We start from the raw sequence: 21,681 nt of genomic DNA on the forward strand, positions 1-21,681 counted from the left end.
CATACAAACAATACAGAAAGGCTGCTTCCCAGCAAGTTAAACTTGCAGGGAAGCAGCCTTTCTAAAATCTCGGATTTATTTTGTTAATTATTTTGTTAAATGATTTGTCAATTGAATAGTTCTTTCGATGAGTGCAGCGGCTTCTGCGCGAGTTGTATTCCCTTTTGGTTTCAAATTTTCCGTCCGGATAACCGTTAACGAGCCCATTGGTAATGGCCGTAGCAAGAGCTGCGCGTGCCCAACCGGATATTTCAGCGACGTCGGAGAAGCTGATATTACTGTCTGAATCAGCGATCTGCGCTGCACGAACGACCATTGTCGCCATTTGCTCACGGGTCACCAATTCATCTGGACCAAAGGTGTCATCACTATATCCATTCACAATGCCCAGACCTGCCGCAGTGGAAATTGCGTCTTGCGCCCAATGCGTCGTAGTATCAGCAAATCCTTTGTCAGCAAAGCCTTGCAGATGTAAAGCCTTAATGATAAGAGTAACAAATTCGGCTCTGGTAATTTTTTTATCCGGTCTGAAACTGTTATCCGGATAACCCTGGATCACACCGAGTTCAACCAAATCCATAATACTGCCGGAAGCCCAATGTCCTACGAGATCCGTGAAATTCTTGGTTCCTTCCGGAGCTTGCGTTACGGTCTTATCGGATACCAGAACAGCAAACTTGGTAAAATGATTAATGGTTCCTGATACCGTTCCATTCATTTGATCCACTTTCATATTATCGAGTGAAACCCACTTTTGGGCCTGCTCGTTGAACCAATACAATCCCACTATTGATTTGTCAAAGTCCACCTTGTTCTTGTCGAATGGCAAGGTGACAGTTACCGGTTTGCTGAAATTCCCGCTCTTGCTTGCAGTAATCTCATAGACATCTCCGAGCAGTTTCAATGTGGAATCGGTAAACAGATTCAACGTTTGGCTTACTTTATTTACGGAAATGACGATGCTGCTTTCCATCGCTCCGGCTGGCACATTGATTTTGACCCCGCCCAAGCTCAACGATCCACCATTCACACTAATCGTTCCACTGTTGGCATTGGTACCCGTTTGATCACCATTCGTTCCTCCAGTTGGAGTTGAAGGAGTTGAAGGAGTCGAAGACGTTGGTGGAACCGAGGTGGAATCTCCGGCTCTGACGACAGTTATACTGTAAGTCTTGCTTGATCCATTACGTGCTTGCACCGTAATTGGAATTACATTTTTTCCAACAGACAACCCGAAAGATTGATTTATTCCGTTTGCATAGGGTTCACCTTTAGCAGACAAAGTAGCTTGGCTATCCGTAGCCTTCGCCGTAATACTGATGGAGTCTGTTGCTTGTTCAACATTCAGAGTATACGCCGTGATTGCAGGATTGAATGCTGGAGTCAAAGCGCCTTGATCAACAGATAAATCATCCAATGTGGAAACGTCAATCAGCTTCCCGGTTCGCATATCTTCCTTCACAAGCGCAAAATCCGCTGCGACCTGGTGGGAGTAATCCTCCGCTGCATTAAGAATAAAGTTCTGCAAATCATCCCAGATGGGTACGATATTTGTTACAAAACGTTCCTCAAAACGGTAGTACAACTCATCGGATACCTTGTCCAAGCGCGAGCTTGCATAAGCGTAAGCCTTGGCCGCATCAACCAAATACTGCTCCAGCTCTTGCTTGTTCTTAAACGGCTTATCCGTGTAATCCCCTTTAAAAGGTGATACTTCCTTAATCAGATACAAGCGATTCATTGCTTCGAGTACACCCAGATAAGAATCGGGATCAACTGAAGTTTTAAGATAAGCATCTTTCGATAAATTGGCGTCCCGGGTCTGCTCTTTCACGTCGAGCAGAATATTATCCGTATTGGCCGCACTTGCTCCTTCGATTAACACATTGTAGCGTTCAACCCCAATGCTGCCAATTCCCTGATGAATACGGCGTACAATATCCTTTATCTTAAAATAGGCATCGAATTCATCATCGCTCAGATTGAGGAAATTGCTTCTGACTTGCAATTTGTATGCTTCCCAAGCGTCTTGCAGGGAAGATTTCTCCGCATCTGTAGCGGCTTCAAACTTATCGGAGTTGCCGGCAATGTTTAATTTTCCATCAAGTGCCCGCTTGCCGAGCAACTTTTGCAATGCTTCCTCATAAGACACTTTGGAGACTTTGTCCATGACCTCTTTCGTATATGCCGTTACATTGCTTTTGGTCAACTTAGTGTTTTTGGGGCTTATCTCGCTATTAATCTTTATCAGAGTATCCTTATAGGTATCTAGAAAGGTACGAGATACGTCCCGGAAATCGGCGTCCTGCAGATTGGTAATCGCAGAGCTGTCTTTTTCGTATTTGACCACATAAATACTTGTAACAAAGCGAATCAGATCATCATAAAAGCTGCCGATGCCGGAAGAATCCACATCGTTCAAGCTGAACACCATTTGATTAGTACTATCGTTAAAAGTCCCCACATTCTGAATATGGGCATCGCCTTGCGTGTACGTAAGGATGTCCTTCTCATTCCAGCCTGGAATGACCAAACTCGGAGAAGGAATAAAACCCGCTGCCAGATCAGCCTTGAATAAGGAATGTGTACCACGCAGGAAGGTATATTCATTCGCTCCCATGGCGTCACTTCCATATTTATATTCTTTGGTGGCAGGGTCATTAAAACCTGTATTGTCCGCTATGATGCTGTTTTCAACGACATGTTTGCGATTCTCATCAGCAAGAAGTGGTTGACTGTACCGAAGCAGGGGGACGCTGATCACTTCCGAAGCCAGGCAGTCCGGATCCTGCACAGCCTCAGCCATTAACATCACATTCAACATGACGGAGTTCATGACAGCAGAAGTGGATGTACCCGAAATGGATAGCATAATTGTACGATCACTGCTTCGGCCCTCAGCCTGGATACTCCAGTCTCCCTCAGGAAGCCCCGTCACACTGTAAGCATTCGAGTCTATTACCCCATCCACGGGAACACCGGCGCTAAGATTGAGTTGGATTGTAGTATTCAAATCCTTCGCGCTGTTCATACGAATGTTGGACGATGAGGAGTCCAATGTTGCTACAATCTTATTGGATGGTGTGAATTGAGCCAAAGTTACGGTGTTGCTTCCTTGATACACCGTTAAGGATGAGGTTGGTCTGTGTACTTGATCCCACGCACCAGGATGAATCTCAAATGTCAGAAGGCTGTCTGAAACCACATTCCCGGTATCGTCTCCAGTTATGGTCACTTCGATCTGATCTCCGTTCGCATTGGCTTCAGCAGTGAATCCTGCCGGGAGGCCGAGCACACTGAAGTCGTCGGATGACCATGGTCCCTGCTTAACCAAGCCTCCAAATGCATTCAACACAATCTTATTATGTACAGGATCTACGCTCGAAGCCGATTGCATTTCTAACCTTTGATTACTTTCCAGAATGACATAGGCGGAAGTTGTGCTTGAATTGCGAGCCTTCGCCCCTTTGACCTTCTCAAAGTCATTTCCGTTATTCCGAGTGTCCCAGTTGTTTCCGCGATTCGGAAACGCAGCTTCTTTAGTGGATTTCTCCGGATTTAGCGGATCGAACACCAATCGTTGCATGGTGTTTTGTTTGCCAGCTTGTGGAGCCGGACTTCCCCAATAAGCATCTGCATTATATCCAACAAAATCAACCACATGTTGCCGTAAAGCGTCAGCCATCGGATCATTGGCCGTCAACAGTTGTGTCGTATTCAACAAAACCAGCTTTCCATTGTTGTTATCTAGTTTAAATGAAGCTTCAGTCGCATCCGGCTGTGGAAGCTGCTCCCCGACATTACCATTGCTGCCAAGCGCAATCAGATAATAACCAAATGCCGGAATCTGGGCAGTCATTGTCCCTAGCCGAGCTACTTTCCAGTTATTCTTTTGGTTATCAGCAAATTGTATAGACCAGTCGTTCAGCGAAACAGGCTCTGCTGTCGGATTATATAGTTCTACAAAGTCGTTGCCGTACACGTCGAGTACGTCGTCTTTTTTGCCTCCATAAAAATGGCTGATCACCACGTTTTTCGCTAAATTGCTGGTGTTAAGGTTTTCTGATGCTGCAGCATGTCCGATTCCTGCAAATGTCCAGAATGATTGGATAACCATTACTGCCACAAGGATCGTCGCTACCCAGCGTTGATTGATGTCTTTCAAGTTGTCTAACCCCTCTCCCATATAAAAGCTCAGGCTAGTATATCAACCCAATGTAAGAGGACAGTTAAACTAAAAATTCATAATATTAAAATTGTAAAATCCTTGAATATGTAAAAATCACAACAAATGTATACGATGGATGATCTTTAAATAAAAGCAAATGAAAAGAGCCGCGACTGCTCGCGGCCCCTAGCTTGTTGGATGCGGGAATCTGAATTCCTGCTATCCCTTAAGAAACATTTCCATACCATTTATACGTCATAGCGGACTTGCCTGGAATAGTGACAACGAAGCTTTGGCTGCCCCATTGGATCTTCACATTTTTCGACGAGCTGGAAGAGTTGTAGGCAACTACCACTTTGGAACCGTCCGGATTGCGGAAAGCCACATTTTTGACTTCAGCTCCGGTGTTGCTGTCAATGCGGTATGCATTGGGTACTACAAATTTACTAAAGTGACCCAGCAAATAATATTGTTTGTGATATGTGACATTATTCTCAGGTGCGTCATTACGGTTGTCCGAGTTGCGGATGGTAATCATGCCTTTGTTCGTGTTGTTCGGTGAAAGCAATGCTGGACCGTCTTTTTGATCCAGGGCAGCATTCCAGAGAATGATCGATTTGGACCAGTTTCTCGTAATATTAATAAACTCATTCATCATATTATCGAAACCAGATGAGGTACCATTCTGCGGATCATTCCAGTTGCCGAAACCACCCTCCGTGAACCAAACTTCCTTGTCCGGGTGACTGTTATGCATGGAGGTCATGGTCGATCCGTCCCCACTGTCATAATGGTGGAATGCGCTGCCGGAAACGTAGCTGCCCTTACCTGCGTTCTTCAGATTCGTAATGACCTGGTTCGGGAAGTTCCAGTCCAAAAAGTTATGGTCGAATGCAATAATCTTGGTGTTAATTCCGGCATTGCGGAGTGTTGGTCCAAGATAATCGCCGATAAAGCCCGTCTGATCCTGTACATTCATCCCCATCGAAGGATAGTGGGATGGCTCGTACATTGGCTCGTTTTGCAACGTAACAGCATAGATGGGTACACCTTCAGCCTGGTAGGCTTCAATGTACTTTTTGAAATAATTCGCATATGTTCCGTAGTGTTCTGCTTTCAGTTTGCCGCCGTTCAGATTGTTGGAATATTTCATCCAGGCAGGCGCACTCCATGGGGAACCCATGACTTTGATATTGGGATTCTTGGCGATTGCCGCTTTGACCATGGGCAGTATGTAAGCCTTGTCCCGGTCGATCGTGAATTGGCTGAGTGAAGTATCATTTGCCGTATCGGCATAGGTATAGGCGGCCCAAGCAAAATCGGAGCTTCCGATCGGCTGTCTCAATAAGCTAAGTCCAATGCCTGTGTTGCCAAACAGCCTCTCCATCACTTCCGCGCGCTTATTGTTATCCAGCTTGTAGTTCATGAGCCATGCGGAAGCATCCGTTAATGACACCCCAAAACCATCCATCTGCTGATACGTTTGGTTTTCGTTGACCGTAATGGTAACATCCGCATTGCCTGAGTTGCTGCTGAAGTTTTTGGATGCAATCTTGGTGAGTCTCGCATCTGTTCTAAGCCCCACTGCCGGTTCAGAATTAGGGTCTGAAGTTGAAATCCATACCTCCACCTGTTCACCCGCTGCATGCGCAGTCTTGGGCATATATGAACTATATGAACCCGCCGTTACCAGAAAAGTGGACAGCAACACTAACGCACTTTTTTTCCATATCTTCATCAACATAACTCCTTTAATTTGTTATAATTTGAGCTGCCAAATATCACATACAACAAAATGAAATCGATTTCATTTTCGAAAGTATAAAGTCCGTTCTTCAGTTATTGCATGTAGGTATACTACCACCTCCTTTTTGAAGGGTATCGGAGAAAGATATAAATTAAAATCTTGTAAGCGTTAACAAAGATATTTATACACTTTATTGGAAATAATTTCAACAGTAAATTTTACTTTTTTATATAAAATTATAGAAAATCCTGAAATGGACTGGATTCCACGCTCATTCTGCTCCTCATTTCCCCCTGATTGCCATCATATAATACAAAAATGACGTCCTCTGGAGGTATCCCTGGAATGAGCCATGTACTGAGCGCAATTGATGAGGAAATAAATCGGATCATGACTTCCTTGCTTCAACAGCAGCAACAAGATGGTTCCTGGCATTTCTGTTTTGAGAACGGTACGGTAATTGATGCTTATGTCATCATTCTCTTTCGGGTATTGGAAGTCCCGAATGAAGCGCTGATCCGGGAGTTGCATGATCGTATCCTTAACGAACAGCAACAGGATGGATGCTGGAAATTGTACGCCGATGAAGAGGATGGAAATTTATCCGCATCGGTTGAAGCGTACTACGCCCTGCTATATTCCGGGTACAGCCAGAGTACGGACGAGCCAATCCAGCGGGCCAAACAGTATATTCAGTCCAAAGGAGGTATTGGAAAAGTTAGCAGCATTTTGACCAAAGCCATTCTTGCCGCTACCGGACAAATGAAATGGCCTTTATCCATCTCTATGATCCCCCTGGAAATACTGATGTTCCCTACCTATTTTCCCATCAACTATTTTGAATTTTCCGGTTATTCCAGAGTTCACCTCACTCCCATGCTCATTATGGCCGACTTGCGCTTCGCCCTTACACCACCCCATGCGCCCGATCTATCTGATCTGACCGACTCACGAAATGTTGGAGATGAGCTAACGACTCCGGGATATCAGGAAATGCAGGACGACATTCTAAGCGGAAGCAGCCGACTGATCGGTAACCCTCGCCACATCCACGACACTGCACGAAAAAAGGCAGAACAGTTCATAATAGAGCGGATTGAGTCTGATGGCACATTATACAGCTACGCCAGCAGTACAATTCTCATGATCTTTGCCCTATTGGCCCTAAAATACGATAAGCAGCATCCCCTGATTACGAAAGCCATAACCGGACTCACGGCAATGCAGTGCCGTTCTTCTGGAGGTCAAACAACGATTCAAAACTCCCCCTCTACCGTATGGGATACGGCCTTAATCACCTACGCATTGCAGGAGGCTTCTCTTACCGATGACCATAAGGCTATTCAACTCGCGGCCTCCTATTTGCTCTCCCGTCAGCAAGATAAAAGAGCCGACTGGAGCATCCATAATCCGAATACCGTCCCTGGAGGATGGGGATTTTCGGAGTCGAATACAATCAATCCAGACGTGGATGATACAACAGCAGCTTTACGGGCTATTCGAAGCTTGTCCACTACTCTTCCAACGTTTCAGGAATCCTGGAATCGTGGGCTGAATTGGGTCCTGTCCATGCAAAATAAAGACGGCGGCTGGCCGGCATTCGAAAAAAATACGAACAAGGAGATGCTCACCTGGCTCGCCATCGATGGTGCCAAATCTGCGGCTACAGACCCTTCAGAGGCTGACCTAACGGGACGTACCTTGGAGTACCTCGGAAACTTTGCCGGGCTTGATACCAGGCTTGAATGGATCAAACGTGGAACAAAATGGCTCATTCGAAACCAGGAGAAGGATGGCTCATGGTACGGAAGATGGGGCGTATGTTATATCTACGGTACCTGGGCTGCATTAACCGGACTTACTGCAGTTGGACTACCAGCAAGCCATGTTACATTGCAAAAAGGAGCGCAGTGGCTCTTAAGCATCCAGAACTCCGACGGTGGCTGGGGAGAATCCTGTCAAAGTGACCGACTCTTGCACTATGTGCCATTAGGGGAAAGTACTCCTTCCCAGACCGCTTGGGCACTTGACGCGCTCATTGCAGTCCAACCCAAGCCTACACCTGAGATGAATCAAGGCGTTCTACGGCTTATTGCATCAATGCACGAGAACGATTGGAGAACCTCATATCCCACAGGCGCAGGTCTTCCCGGGAACTTTTATTCCCATTATCACAGCTATACATATATTTGGCCTCTTCTCACGTTAAGTCACTACAGAAGCAAATATGGGGTATCTTAAATTTACTTTGCGCGGCTATTTTTTCAATATTTCAAATCCGGATCAATGTTCACCCATACCTACTCCTACTTAACACAAAAAAGCAGGAAGCTCGTTGAGCTCCCTGCTTTTGTTTAATATAAATTTTATTGAATGATCAAATTAAAGCCATTTTGAATCTGATTCATATTAGGGTTGGCAATGTTGCTTGTTGTCAGATTATTGAATGTGGCAGAACCATTACCGGTATAGGTGTATATTGCTGCACCTTTATGTGGGGTTGTGAACCTAGATGTCTCAATTCCGTCCAGACCAGTACCATTAATGTTGATGTTATTAAACACAATGTTCTGGAAACCGCCGCCGTACCCGAATTGAACAGCACTGCGCTGCGTATTGAGGATGTCAATATTGGTAAACGTAACGTTCTTGATGGAATCGTTGGAAGCTTCAAGATCAATAGCTCCGCGTTCACCATTGTACAGATCTTTACTCGTGCCGCTGTTAATAATCGTTGTATCGGAGAACAGAATACCTGTGTTATCTTGGAAATGGTATCCAGGGAAAACAGTGTTCATCCGGATCGCCGATCCGCCAACCGTGTCAACAATCAGGTTGTTGGTTGCCTTATGTCCACTGCCACCAAAAAATGCAATGCCTGCTGCGCGCCAGTTATTCTCAATCGTGTTGAACGAGAATGTATTGTTCACACCAGCAGGAGCACCATTCACGTTGCTGGTCCATACGGCCAGACCATCATCACCATTGTTACGGACACTGCTATTGCGTACAGTCGAATTGCTCGTGCCTTGGGCAAAGTTGACACCGTCAGCAAGGTTATTCCGAATACGACTGTTCTCGATCACTAGGCCATCGGCAATGATTGCAGGTGTGTGGGCGTAATCCCCTACCCAGAAACCACATTCAAAGTGCTCAACCCATACGTTGCTAACCTTTGAATTTTTACCGAAATTGTCCATAAAACCTTTGTAAACTGCATTCTCGTTATAGCGCGAACGCAGCATGGAATTCATATAAATATTGCTGAAATCCAGCTTACCCTGCACACGGAAAGAAATTCCGCCTGAGGCTGCATTAGGGTTGGTAAATTGAATGTTCGTATGCCAGATGCCTGCACCTACAATGGTGAGGTTGTTAATCATATTCGTCGGCGTACCAATTTTCCACATATTGCCCAGATGGAACGTGCCCTCAGGGATATATAGAGTCTTGCCTGTAGATACCGCGGATTGGACCGCCGCTTCGAATGCGGCAAGGTCATCTTTTCCATCATTTGCAATCGCACCAAAATCGGTAACAGAGACAGAGTTAGCCGGGCGCGGGATCACCGCTTGAACGGGTTCGATTTCGAGGAAATCCACACCGTATTCCAGGTTATCTCCATTGTTTTTCTGAATACGAATGGTATCTCCAGCTTTTAGAGGTGTATCCAGTTTCCAGTGCACTTCATCAAAACGGAACAACGGACGTCCTGCACTTGGCGTATCCCCCGGATGATCACTGGAGAAGTACTGCCAATTGTAGTAGGAGGTCAAAGGAACCGTTTTGGCCTTGGTCCCGTTAACATAAACGTCAAGTGCGCCGTTAAGACCCATGCCATCTGTGGAATCCGGCATCGTGAATCGCATGGTTACACCTGCGCCTCCCTCCCCTTGTCTAACCGTCCATTGAGCATAGGAACCGTTGGAAGGAAGTGCGATATAGCGCTGGCCAGAGGCTTCCGAAGCCGTAAGAGCCTGATCAAAGGTTGGTGCGGATTTCAGTGTGGCACTGCCACCACGCGTAGCATCATCCGTATCATACCGGGTATAAGGCATGCTTGCACCACGAGCTGAATATACGTTCAAACCTGTTGTAACGACGTTATTCGTTTGTTTGACCGGAGCTTCATTGTTGTCCACTGCTACGGTAGTTGTCACATTGTAGTTACCAGTTACAGCAGTCCAGGTACCTACATTGACATTGACCGAGGCTCCAGGTGCCAATGTACCGGTATAGGAACCACTATACGTCTGAAGTGTTGCTCCGGCAGCGTTCTTGAGAACCACTGTAACTCCGTGTGCACCACCTGCGGAGGCCATGTTGCCTTGATTTTTCAGATTAACTGTAAATGTTACTGTGCTGTTTGCTGTAGGGGTTCCTGGACTCCAAGAGACCGTGCCTACCAGATCAGAACTTGTAATCGGTGCAACCACCAAAGAAGAAGCGTGTGTGTAATTATTGTTTCCCTCATTCTCTTCAATGATCTGGTTATTCTCATCCACCTTGGCACTGAGCGTATATGATGCAGCTGCTTTATTGCCAGCATTAAGCGAGACCGTAGTCGAAGCCCCTGCTTGCAAAGCAGCTACTGATGAGGAACCTGCTAGCTCGTTGTTCAGATAGAAGTTGACGTTAGAAGCTGGAGAAGCAGCGGAACCAATGTTTTTGACGATGGCATTAAGGGTGATAGCATTGTTCTCCACTGGAGAAGATGGAGACCAGGACATGCCTGTAATCGTCAGATCAGGATTAGGTGCAGGTGTGCCGAATACCTGAAATTCAGCAATTTGCCCGGCAGGAGCGCCCGAGTTCGTCGTAATGTTCAGTTGCAGACGTTTAACCGTGGCTGTAACGGGAATGGTCACCGTGTTACCGGAAGCCGGGTTGAATGAATATGATTGGGCGGAAACCAAATTGCTGAAGGTGGTTGTATCCTGGTTATGTCCAAGCACTTGAATGGTCTGTGTTCGGGTGCTCCAGACCGGATCCGGGTTCAGTTTAAGTACAATGGATGTAATCTTATGATTGGAGCCGAGATCCAACGTCAGTGAGCTTGGATTGCTGCCCCCTTCCCAGTACGAATTGATATTGTTATCGTTTGCATTCGCAGCTACGAAGGATAAAGTGCTGGACGATGCAGTAATCGATTTACCGATGGCGATGTTGCTTCCCTCTGTAGGGATTGGGGGCTCGACAGGATCGGGGCCAGGTTGCGTTGGTCCCTCACTGGCTGGGCCGTAAATTTCAAATGTCGACAGTTGAGCTGCCGGCCATTCGGAATTGCCCGTTACGCTTAATCGAACGTACCTTGTCTCGACAGCAGGAAAATCGATAGTAACCGAGTTCTCCCCAACCGATGGATTAAATACATAATCCGCAGAAGCTACGATATCCGTGAACGATGAACCGTTGGTGCTGCCTTGCACGGTTATCGTTTGGGTTCTCTTTTCCCACACTGTCGGAATCTTCAATACGATTTGGTCAATGTTGGTGTTGGTGCCAAGATCCACTTGAATCCATTGGGGGAACGCGCTATTCGTACTTTCCCAATAGGTTGCTTGGTTACTGTCAATCACATTGGTCGGGCTGTATGTTTGGTTGTACCCGCTCGCGGTAACCTGTTTGCCCTGTGCCAGGTCCGGTCTTTCGGCTGCTGATACAGGAGATGGAAATCCGACAGTCAGGAATACGTTCGAGATCAGCATCGTTAATACGAGTGACCACATCATGTACTTGTTGCGCAAATTCAATTCCTCCTCAGGTTATTAGCAAAATGGTTTTTCAATGAAAATGGACGGTTGATCTGCCTTATTTTTTCGCTGCGCCGATCATCACCCCCTTATCAAAATACTTCTGTATAAACCAATAGACAAACACCTGTCCATTCGCCACACTTGCCTTGAGGAGTTTCTTGGATAAACTGATTTGCTTTTCTGCTTGGATTTGTCATCTATGGAATAGATTAAGTATAAACCGCTTCCAATTCTCCTTATCGGACCCCTAGAGACGGTATTCGGACTTCTGATGTTCCATTTTGGATGTTAACGAGCAGCCTTAAGGCTTGCGAGCAGAAAATACATCGTTATCCAGACTTTCCTGTGTGCATTTCGGACTTTTGAACCAAAAGAGGGAAATATTTATATTTTTTCAAGAAATGTATTTATACTATTCTTGTCGTGTTCGTTCTGGATTTGATGATCAGCATCTTTCAAACAACCAAAAGCACGCTTTGATCCACCAAGGACCAATGCGTGCTTTATATTAACGTCATTTAGGGGAATACCTAAGTTTGAATACAATCCCTAGTTCAGGCCAAAGCCACAAACGAGCATGAAACCGAGAATGGACAACACAATAGAGCCGAGCAATCCTGCCAAAAAAGGTTTCTTGCCCAGACGACGGAAGGTTGCAATATCCACACCCAGCCCCAATCCAGCCATCGCCATCGCGAGCAGCATATAGGACAGAACCAGAAGTCCCGAGATCATCTCTTGTGGAATAATGCCCAGCGTGTTTAATCCACTCATAGCCAGAAAACCGAAAATGAACCAGGGCACTGGCAATTCTCGCCAGCGGATACCTTTAGATGATTTTTGCTCTCCACCACGCGCCTGTCGTGCACTCCACAAACCGATGATCAGTGCAATCGGCACCAGCATAGCGACCCGGGTTAGCTTGACGATGACTGCCATATCCAGTGCCGCTTGCCCTCCAGGTGCAGCCCCAGCGATGACATGTGCCACTTCATGCAGAGTAGCGCCTGTAAATACGCCATATCCATTCGCACTTAAACCCAATACCGGGTATAACAATGTATATGCAAGGGTGAAGATTGTTCCCAATATAGCTACCGTGGCCGCACCTACTGCCGTTTCTTCATCTTTGGCCTTGATCTGTGGCGCAATCGCGACTACTGCCGCTGCACCGCAGATTGCTGTTCCACAAGCAGTCAGCAGCCCTATTCGTTTGTCGATCTTTAACCATTTGCTCAGTCCGTAGACAACAAAAATCGTAACAACAACATTGATTGCCGCTAGCGCAACGACTTTGTAGCCTGCATGGACAATATCCAGAAGGTTCAGCTTCAAACCAAGCAGGATGATGCCAAACCGCAGTAATCGTTTTGCCGAAAAGGAGATCCCTGATTGAGCGGTCAGCGGAACGCCACGCACTGCCCGGTACAGGATACCAAGCAGAATTGCAATAACCAGTTGACCCATAATATTTAAAAGCGGTAGATAACCCAGCAGCTTGGCAATAAACGAGAGCAGTAAAGTCAGTCCGATTCCCAGTAGAAATCCCCTGTCCCTAACACCTTTTATGTTTTTAACAAATCTCAATTGTGTCTGTAAAATCATAGCTCCACACTTCCTTATTAGATAAAGTATATCCTCACTATAGAACCAGAAAGGAAGGAAGTGAAATATGAATCTGCGATCCTAATCATTACAAAAACTTATGATTGATTAGGTATCTTATGCTAAAATGAGCTCAATAGGCTTATAACCAAGAAAATACACTGTTCAAATGAGGAATTCTAATGATAACTGATGCGTTAAAAGTCTTCGTTACCGTTGCGGAACAAAGCCATTTCTCCAAGGCCGCAGAACTGCTGAATCTGTCCCAACCTGGGGTAAGCCTTCATATCAAAAATCTGGAGAATGAGCTGGGAGCCAAGCTGCTGCATCGTTCTCCAAAACAAGTGTCCCTGACTGAAGCGGGGGCAATCCTCTACAGACATGCCAAAGTCATTCAGGCCCGCTACGATGAAGCGCGGCAGGAGATTCAGATGCTGCGGGATGAAGCGACTGGAAGCATTCAGATCGGGGCAAGCTTCACCATCGGTGAATATATTTTGCCTAAGAAGCTGGCAGAATTCGCATCACAGTATCCGCAGGTCAACATTCAGGTTACGATTGGCAATACCCAGGAGATTCTGTCTGCGGTTAGGGGAAATCAGCTGGATATCGGATTTGTGGAGGGTGAAGCGCAAGCCTCGATTGACCTTGACGTTATCCCTTACATGAAAGATGAGATGATCGTTGTAGCTCCTTCCGGTCATCCCCTCACCGGTTCCGTTGTGGTAGAGCAGAATATGCTTCAGGATCAGGTCTGGGTTCTTCGTGAGTTGGGTTCGGGAACACGCGCGTTTAGCGATCATTTTATGGAACTGACTGCAATCCGTCCCAAGCGGTCCTATGTTTTCACCAGCAGTCAGGGTGTGAAGGAAGCTGTTGCTGCGGGACTCGGAATTGCTATGGTATCCAAGTGGATTGTTCATAAGGAGCTGGCAACCGGGGAAGTCGAAGAACTGCGAATTAGACAGCTGCATCTGGAACGCAGCTTCTCCATCATTCGTCACAAGGAACATTCACATTCCATGGCGCTTGATGTTTTCTTGCAAAAGCTTCTTTTTGTCAAAAAAGAGGGTTGAAGGCTATTCGCCATCAACCCTCTTTTGAAATTACACAAGCAGATACATCCTTGCTTCATAAGGACGAAGTGCGTTTTCTGAAACAACGTCCGAATAGTTACTAATTAATAATCTTTTATCCCCTGCAAATTCGCTTGGAAGCTGGAATGGAACAACTTTGCCATAGAAGTTGCTCAGGACTAGCAATTTGGTATCACCAAGTGTTCGTGTGTAAGCAAAAAGGTTGGTGTCTTCCGGATACAACAGTTCATAATCCCCATAGATGATCACTTCATGCTCTTTTCGCAGCTGAATCAGTGTTTTATAGTAATGGTAAATGGAATCTGAATCATGTATAGATTCTTCCGCATTAATCTCCGTGTAATTCGGATTTACCAAAATCCATGGTTTGCCTTCCGAAAAACCCGCATTTTCGGAAGCATCCCACTGCATCGGCGTACGTGCGTTATCACGGCCTTTTGCATAAATGGATTCCATCACTTCTTCCTCTGGATACCCATTCTCGACCCGTTCCTTATACAGATTCAGCAACTCAATATCACGGTATTCTTCAATTGGGTAACGTACGTTCGTCATGCCTAACTCTTCACCCTGGTACACATATGGCGTACCTTGCATGCCATGAAGAAGAGTAGCCAGCATTTTGGCAGACTGCACACGATATTCCCCGTCATTTCCCCAACGGGACACGATCCGCGGAAGGTCATGGTTGTTCCAGAACAAGCTGTTCCAGGCTTCTCCTTTCAGTTCGGTCTGCCATTTGGATAACACTTTCTTTAATTGAAGCAGATCCAGCGGCTGGAGATCCCACTTGCCTTTCCCCTCCTGCTCATCCAGGCTAATATGTTCAAATTGGAAGACCATGGATAGTTCACTGCCGTCCGGGTTGCTATAAAGCTTGGCACTCTCGGGCGTTGCTCCCCAGGTTTCTCCGACGGTTAGCAGATCACCCTTCTGGAATGTCTCTTTACTGAGTTCACGCATATATTGGTGCAGATTTGGCCCATTTCCTGTAATTTTGAGGTCAGGCTGCTTGCCAATCAGATCGATAACATCAAGACGGAAACCACCTACGCCTTTATCCATCCACCATTGAATCATATCGTATATCTCCTGCCGTACCTTGGGGTTCTCCCAGTTAAGATCCGGTTGTTTAACAGAGAAAAGATGCAGATAATACTGTCCCAACTCGGGGACCCATTCCCAGGCCGATCCACCAAACGTTGAACCTAAATCGTTGGGAGGTGTTCCTTCCACACCATCTCTCCACACATAATAATCGTGGTACGGATTATCCTTGCTTTTCCGGGCTTCCTTGAACCAGGGGTGCTCGTCTGATGAGTGGTTAAGCACCAGATCCATGATAATTCGGATGTCCAGCTTGCCCGCCTCCTGAATTAGCAATTCCATATCTTCAAGTGAACCAAACATCGGATCGATATCCTGATAATCGGAAATGTCATACCCGTTGTCATCTTGCGGAGACTTGCACACTGGTGACAGCCAGATCGCACCGATGCCAAGATCCTTCAGATAATCGAGTCGGGATAATACACCTTTCAGATCCCCGATTCCGTCACCATTGCTATCTTGAAAGCTGCGGGGATAAATTTGATATACGACAATTTCTTTCCACCAATTTTTATTTCCCATAACGCACCACCTTTCTCTTGAACCAGATTCTGCTTATCCAATATCCGTTTCATTCACTATTATTCTTTTACCGACCCCACAACAATTCCGGTTACAAAGTATTTTTGCAGCAGCGGATAAATCAGCAGCAGCGGAATGACAGCCACTACGATTTTGGCTGCATTTAGATTTTTGTTCGAAATCTCAGTCAGATTGCTGAGCTGAGCTGAGTTTGTACCGGATTGCAGAAGTTCAGCAATATTTACGTTAAGAGACTGTATGTAGGTCATTAACGGATAATTGCTGACTTTGGTCATATAGATCAATCCACTAAAGAAATCATTCCATGTGCCCACGATACTGAACAGGGATACAGTCGCCAGCGCCGGAATAGACACGGGCACATACACTTTGAACAGAACCTGCAATGCGTTCGCTCCATCGATAAAAGCCGCTTCTTCAAGCGCTTTAGGTACTGCGGCGAAGAAGTTCATCACAAGGATGACACTGAATATCGGGACAGCACCTGGCAGTACAAGCGACCAAATTGTATTGAGCATATCCAGGTTTTTGATCAACAGATAACTAGGGATCATGCCCCCACTGAACAGCATGGCAAAAATCATGACATTCATATATATATTTCTGCCCTTAAACTCCCTTTTCGATTTGGAGAGCGGGTAAGCCATCAAAACAATAAGAATCATGTTGAGTACAAGGGATAGAGCCACACGTAGAACGGAAATGCCAAAGGATCGCCAGAACTGCGCATCCTCAATAATTTTCGAATAAGCGGCTGTTGTAAACTTGACGGGTAACAGACCTACGGCATTGGCCGAGACGGCCTCACTGCTGCTGAATGAAATCGCAACAATATTCCATAATGGAAGGAGGCAGATCAAAGCCAGCAATATAACGATGGCGTAGATGACAAACCGGCCCATTCGGTCTTTCAGGCTTGCGGAATAAGACACAAGTTTCGCCTCCTTAGAATATTTTTCTGTCGGTGTATTTTTTGGCCAATTCGTTGGCGGACAATAATAGAACAATACCGATCACTGACTTGAACAACCCAACAGCCGTACCAAAACTATACTGTCTGCCAACGAGACCAATCCGGTATACATAGGTATCCAGAATATCGCCCGACTCATAGACAACCGGGTTATACAGATTGTAGATTTGATCGAAGCCTGCGCTCAAAATATTGGTCAGACTCATGACCCCCATGAGCAGGATAATAGGCAGCATACCCGGCAATGTAATATGCCATACTTTTCTCCACCAGCTCGCTCCATCTATGCCTGACGCTTCATATAGGCCGGGATCAATCGAGGTAATTGCAGCCAAATAAACGATGGAACTATAACCGAATTCCTTCCATACGTCCGTCCCGATAATTAGCGGCTGGAACCAGGTATTGCTTCCGAGAAAATTAATATTTTCCAAGCCGAAAAAAGCTAAAATCTGATTTACACTTCCATCCAGGCTGAACATGTTAACGACCACGGAGGCCAGAACAACCCAAGACAAAAAGTGAGGCAGATATACAATGGTCTGCACGGATTTTTTAACGAATTTAAAACGGATTTCATTTAATAAAATGGAAAAAATGATGGCCATCAGTGTCCCGAGTAGAATCTTGGCGATGGCAATCACCAACGTATTGCTGATCACTTGGCCAATGTCCGGCAGTTTGAACATATAAATAAAATGCTTGAGTCCAACAAACTCGGAGCCAAACATACCTTTGGCTGGTACATAATCCTGAAACGCCGTAATGACGCCAACCATTGGAATGTAGCTGAATACCAGCAAAAATAAAATGCCTGGCAGCATCATCATATGATACATGGCACCCGTGCCCAAGCGGTTTCTTGCTTTATATTTTTCCTGCTTCATGGATGAACCCCTTTCCTGAAGAAAGGCTGCTTAGCGCAGCCTGTCAGCAGTGTTAGCTTAATTATTTTTGGGATGTGGTCTCGGCTTCGATCTCCTGGATCACTTGATCGCCGCCTTGTTTCTTCCAATTGGTGACGAATGTTTCGAAGTAATCCAGCGGTTCTGCACCCGTTATGATTTTGATGAAAGATTCCTGTTCCATTTTGGTCAGGTTAGCCCACGTCTGTTTCATGCTTGGTGTAGTTCCAGAGAACGCTGGCGTCATCCAGTTAAATTTGCCTTCTCGGGTCAACTTATCAATTAGCCCCACTCCGTTCATACGTGAGTGATATTTCGACCAAGCTGTTACATCATCCGTATCCTGGTCTTTCAAGTACGTTTGGATACTGCCAATATTGTTCTTCGATTCTGTTGTACGAACTTGATCCAAACCGATCTCGCCTTTAATTCCACGAACGACGTCGGAGTAATCATCCAGCAGTGAGGTTGCCGAGTTGACTTCGATATTAAAAGGTCTGGTTGAACCGTCTACGCCGCTTTCCAAATACTTGGCTGCCTCTGGCATGGTAGTTGCGACATCTTTGTCATTTGCCAGTTTATCGTAGAACAGATTTATAATTTTAATCGCGAGTTCCGGGTGTTCATATCCTTTTCTCACTACGATAAACTGACCGGATGGATTGGCGTGTGCCACGTTTACCTTGCCGTCTGCATCTTCCAGCGTGTAAGCCGTGAATTTCGCATGTTTATCCATCTGTTTAACACTGCTCAGTCCCCAGTCTGGAATGTGCCACGGTCCAAAAGCAATTCCGCTCTGACCGTTTGTGTATAGTGCATTGATATCATCAAAAGTACGAGTTCCAAATTGCGGGTCAATGATACCTCTCTTGAACCAGTCGGCCATAACACCCAGCATCTGCTTTGTTTCCTCTGTAGTTGAACCATAAACGATGCTGCCGTCTTCACCCTTCATCCAGTATTGAGGATACGCCCCTTCGGTTGAAGCAACACCCAGCATAGTATAGGCAGAACCATTATAGTCCGTCGTATTCAGGGTGTTCACAAAAGGAATGCCCACCGGTTTCCCGGTTTGCCCAGGATCTTTTTTCAGGAACTCTTCTGCTGTTTTCTCTACATCTTCGAGCTTGATGGCACCGTCTCCGTCAGCATCAAGTTTGATTCCCAGCACATCCAGCCAATCCTGACGAACCCAAACCATAGTTGGTGCGGAGTCCAGAGAAGTTGCTGGAAGGCCCATCAGTCGGCCATCAATCGTGGCATTGTCCAGTGCACGGCCATCGTAGGAGTCGTAAATCTGCTTGATATTATCGGTGGCATATTGTTTGTATACTTCCGTCAGATCTTCAATCAGATCATTATCAACCAGTTCTTTAAGTTCATCCTTGGAATCGACACGCATCATATCGGGCAGTTCCCCGGAAGCGATTGCAAGAGAAACTTGACGACTGTAATCTTCACCGTTAGCCTCAAATTGGTCCTTAATTTGTGCGTTAAACGATTCTTTAACCAGACGGGTATACGCATTGTTCTCATATGTATCTCCAGCCGGTAATTTCGGGTTCGCCGTCGTAACACGCCCCATCGTTACCGTCACTTCGTCTTTATAGGCACTGAACGGATCTCCAGGTGTTACCTCATATTGGCCTGCATCCTCAGCAGTCGGTGGATTGGAGGATCCCCCACAGGCTGCAAGGACGGAAACCATCAATGCGGACATGGACAGCACAGCCAGTCGTTTCGTCAACAGTTTGCTTTTTATTGACCAATTATTTCTCATCAAATTCAACTCCCCTTCGTTCTGATTATTTCTCTATCATGTTGTTTGCGCTTTCATTATAAAACTTGGAGAAGCTTAATCGAGATAGGGATTAAACGCTAGTTTGGATAGAGAAATGTATACAGTTTTCACTCGGATCAACGAGCAACATGGAGGTTGTGAACATTTATCTTACCTACTGACTTACATTTGTCTATCCTCGTTAATAAGGGAAGGTAGCACAGCGAGTGTGGCACAAAGAAAAACCGGCAAACTCCTCAAACAGGAGTCTACCGGCTATGAATGATTGAATTGAGTACAAAAACGTGTGGAATTCAGCCTTGTATAGGTTAGCTCTTCAGCGTTGTTTCTGGGATGCAATCACTTCAGCAGTTACTTGATCGCCGCCCTGTTCCTTCCACTCCTGTACAAATTGATCGAATGAATCGATCGGCGCAGCGCCTAAAATAATTTTCAGAAATGTATCATGTTCCAGCTTGGACAGTTTGCTCCACAATCTCTCCACCGCTGGCGTTCGTTTGTAGGTAAGGCTTCGAACTTTATGGATATTCGGATCAAAGAAGTTTCTTCCACCCACGAGCAGTGAATAACCACGCATAAAGTTCTCGTTGTGGTGATCCCAATACGAAATGCCAAGTTGATCATAAGGCTTTAGCTTGGTTTGTTTTATCGTCGAAACTGTATTTTCCAGCAGCTTATATTCAGACTTGTCCTTGAAATCAGCTGGGGATTTGGTTCCGGCCAGAATCTCCTGCACGGCTTTGGATTCAAATCGGGCTTCATCTGCTGGAGCAAAGAAATTGCGGCTGAGCATAAAACTCGTACCATACTTGAACTCATCCCGGAGGTACAGATTGTTTATTTTAATGATCGCTTCCGGATGAGCATACCCTTTGCGAACCACCAGGAAAGAACTTGAGGGATTATCCACCTTCACACGAAATGCTCCATTTGCATCCAGTGGGAGCGCGTAAGCCTGCCAGTTCGCCTTGGGATCATTCAGCCAAGCGCTTGGAAGCGGCCAGTAGCCCGCAAAGAAACCTTGAAAGAACATCCCCGCCTGTCCGCTAATGACGGTTTCCTCTGGCTCTTTGCGAATGCCCAGATCTGGATCAAGGAGACCTTTGGCATACATATTACGAAGCCTGACCAAAGCGTTCTTTGTCTCTGGTAGAATCGAACCGTATACAGGTTTTTCATCTTTTTCGAGCCAATATCCGGGGAAAGCTCCATAAGCCGAGAAGATCGGTGTTAGATCAAAAGCAAAAGCACTGTTGTTGAAATCGTTAAACAGACTTGTGCTTGAGGCAAGCCCGATCGTATCCCGTTTTCCGTTCCCATCCGGGTCCTGCTCCACAAAGGCCTTCGCGATCGCTTCCAATTCGTCCACCGTTTTCGGTGGTTTCAACCCAAGACGATCCAACCAGTCCTGCCTGATCCAGAGCATGCTGAAGTCTTCCGCCGTCACAGACGGAACAGCCATCATTTTCCCTTCAAAGGTCACTTGTTCCCGTGCCAAACCATTGGTGCTGTCGATAATTTTCTTCATCTCGGGTGAAGCGCTGCTTGCGTATGCCTTGGTTAGATCTTCAATTTCTCCCGCTTTGACCATCTCATTCAACTGAACCTGATTAACGATCATCGCATCTGGCAAATCATTGCTGGCGATAGCCAAATCAATTTTCTGACCGAAATTCTCTTTGGATACCTGCCACATGACTTCAACATCAATGTTAAGGTTTTGTTTAATCGCCGTTTTCCACATGTTCTTTTCTAATGTCTCTCCTTCAGAGAGATCCGTACCCGTTGGGTCGACCACATATCCCAACCGAATGGAAACGGGATGTTCATATTTGCCAAATGGATCGGTGGCAGCTGTGTCAGGTATGGTTCTTGCTGGTCCAATTGGCGATTCCCGAAAGTAAGAAATACTGAAAAATACGATACCTGCAATCAAGCTGACGACAACAACACACGCAGCCATCTTCTTGATCATT

Annotated in this window: 11 protein-coding genes; 2 read left to right on the top strand and 9 right to left on the bottom strand. The window is 45.9% G+C overall.

The features are described 5' to 3' along the window. Positions 1 to 61 precede the first annotated feature (61 nt). Both BMW94_RS19390 and BMW94_RS19395 read right to left on the bottom strand, forming a co-directional pair. Positions 62 to 4,165 (bottom strand): DUF2252 family protein, encoded by a 4,104-nt coding sequence (locus BMW94_RS19390; protein WP_175480767.1) that lies wholly within the window; start codon positions 4,163 to 4,165, stop codon positions 62 to 64. 229 nt (positions 4,166 to 4,394) lie between these two features. Beyond that, entirely contained in the window at positions 4,395 to 5,906 is a 1,512-nt protein-coding gene (locus BMW94_RS19395; protein ID WP_091000599.1) for a glycoside hydrolase family 30 protein, read from the bottom strand. 354 nt (positions 5,907 to 6,260) lie between these two features. Here BMW94_RS19395 and shc point away from each other — a divergent pair, with 354 nt between their 5' ends. After that, positions 6,261 to 8,156, top strand: a complete 1,896-nt coding sequence (gene shc / locus BMW94_RS19400; RefSeq protein WP_091000600.1) for a squalene--hopene cyclase — start codon at positions 6,261 to 6,263, stop codon at positions 8,154 to 8,156. A 125-nt stretch (positions 8,157 to 8,281) separates the two neighbouring features. On the opposite strand, the gene BMW94_RS19405 is transcribed toward shc, so the two are convergent. Together BMW94_RS19405 and BMW94_RS19410 are read right to left on the bottom strand one after the other, a co-directional pair. Next, on the bottom strand, positions 8,282 to 11,662 hold the full coding sequence (locus tag BMW94_RS19405; protein ID WP_091000601.1) for a galactose-binding domain-containing protein: 3,381 nt from the start codon (positions 11,660 to 11,662) through the stop codon (positions 8,282 to 8,284). A gap of 558 nt (positions 11,663 to 12,220) precedes the next feature. Beyond that, positions 12,221 to 13,276, bottom strand: coding sequence for a YeiH family protein (locus tag BMW94_RS19410; RefSeq protein WP_091000602.1), 1,056 nt, complete (start codon positions 13,274 to 13,276; stop codon positions 12,221 to 12,223). A gap of 182 nt (positions 13,277 to 13,458) precedes the next feature. Here BMW94_RS19410 and BMW94_RS19415 point away from each other — a divergent pair, with 182 nt between their 5' ends. Beyond that, positions 13,459 to 14,352 carry a LysR family transcriptional regulator gene (locus BMW94_RS19415; protein ID WP_091000603.1) on the top strand — a complete coding sequence of 298 codons (894 nt, stop codon included), beginning with the start codon at positions 13,459 to 13,461 and terminating at the stop codon, positions 14,350 to 14,352. Positions 14,353 to 14,382: 30 nt separating this feature from the next. On the opposite strand, the gene BMW94_RS19420 is transcribed toward BMW94_RS19415, so the two are convergent. The 5 genes from BMW94_RS19420 to BMW94_RS19440 form a co-directional block, all read right to left on the bottom strand. Further along, positions 14,383 to 16,005, bottom strand: a complete 1,623-nt coding sequence (locus BMW94_RS19420) for a glycoside hydrolase family 13 protein (protein WP_091000604.1) — start codon at positions 16,003 to 16,005, stop codon at positions 14,383 to 14,385. Positions 16,006 to 16,064: 59 nt separating this feature from the next. Beyond that, positions 16,065 to 16,958: a carbohydrate ABC transporter permease gene (locus BMW94_RS19425; protein WP_082935096.1), complete on the bottom strand. Its 894-nt coding sequence runs from the start codon at positions 16,956 to 16,958 to the stop codon at positions 16,065 to 16,067. Between the two features lie 13 nt (positions 16,959 to 16,971). Beyond that, positions 16,972 to 17,886: an ABC transporter permease gene (locus tag BMW94_RS19430; RefSeq protein WP_063565144.1), complete on the bottom strand. Its 915-nt coding sequence runs from the start codon at positions 17,884 to 17,886 to the stop codon at positions 16,972 to 16,974. A gap of 61 nt (positions 17,887 to 17,947) precedes the next feature. Then, positions 17,948 to 19,684, bottom strand: a complete 1,737-nt coding sequence (locus BMW94_RS19435) for an extracellular solute-binding protein (RefSeq protein WP_091000605.1) — start codon at positions 19,682 to 19,684, stop codon at positions 17,948 to 17,950. Between the two features lie 337 nt (positions 19,685 to 20,021). Next, positions 20,022 to 21,680 carry an extracellular solute-binding protein gene (locus BMW94_RS19440; RefSeq protein ID WP_254790302.1) on the bottom strand — a complete coding sequence of 553 codons (1,659 nt, stop codon included), beginning with the start codon at positions 21,678 to 21,680 and terminating at the stop codon, positions 20,022 to 20,024. Position 21,681: the final 1 nt, after the last annotated feature.

It is taken from the genome of Paenibacillus sp. OK003, from assembly GCF_900109515.1.
In the GTDB taxonomy this organism is placed as follows: domain Bacteria; phylum Bacillota; class Bacilli; order Paenibacillales; family Paenibacillaceae; genus Paenibacillus; species Paenibacillus marchantiae.